Source organism: Halorubrum sp. Atlit-26R, assembly GCF_003666015.1.
Taxonomy (GTDB): Archaea; Halobacteriota; Halobacteria; order Halobacteriales; family Haloferacaceae; genus Halorubrum.
The window spans coordinates 1-694 of record NZ_QPLT01000233.1; the positions used below are offsets into that span (position 1 = coordinate 1).

Annotated in this window: 2 protein-coding genes; both read left to right on the forward strand. The window is 55.5% G+C overall.

What is annotated here, in order from left to right; genetic code table 11:
* The coding region (locus DVK07_RS23940; protein WP_233565560.1) for a hypothetical protein at nucleotides 1–227 on the forward strand (227 nt) is incomplete at its 5' end.
* Between the two features lie 209 nt (nucleotides 228–436).
* On the forward strand, nucleotides 437–694 hold a 258-nt coding region (locus DVK07_RS20305; protein WP_394338902.1), incomplete at its 3' end, for a thermonuclease family protein.

Below are 694 nucleotides of genomic sequence, written 5' to 3' on the forward strand. Positions count from 1 at the left end.
ACTCATTTATGCTGAATTTCGATAAAATGCTTGAAAGAGGCTCCATACAGCGATCCCAATTGAAAATGATGGACATGGGTATTGACCGGTCCATCGCTATTGAGCATACTCCGCCTAGTGATGAAGATGTAGAAGAATATTTGACATCCATAGCGTCAGATATGGAACCACTCTATCAGCGGCATCTTCAGAGCGCAGGAGTGGGCCTCAACGATGGGGGTAGTTAGCTCCCTATACATACCTATCGAGTTCATGATTTGTCGTGTTTGATCATATATAATGGTTTACAACCAGATTACCCGTTATACTTGAATTCAACTGGACAATCACTCTATTCCGAATGTGATGTAAGTACGAGAACTGGCTGCGCCACTTTCGCCGGCCGGGTTTCCGGACGGTCACCCTACTTTTCACTCCCCGAGGCGACGATACCCGCATGAGAACCCGTTGGGCCGCGCTCGCCGTCGCAGTCCTCCTCCTGTTAGCGGGCTGCGCCGGCGCCCCCGCCTCCGACCTCGAATCACCGCCCGAGAATCCCGACGGCGTCGACCCGAACGATCCTGACGACACCGCCTGGACCGGCACCGTCGTCCGCGTCGTCGACGGCGACACGAGGGAGGTCGAGTTCCCGAACGGCGAGGTTGACACCGTCAGGCTCCTCGGGGTCGACACGCCCGAGACGAGCGTCGGGTCG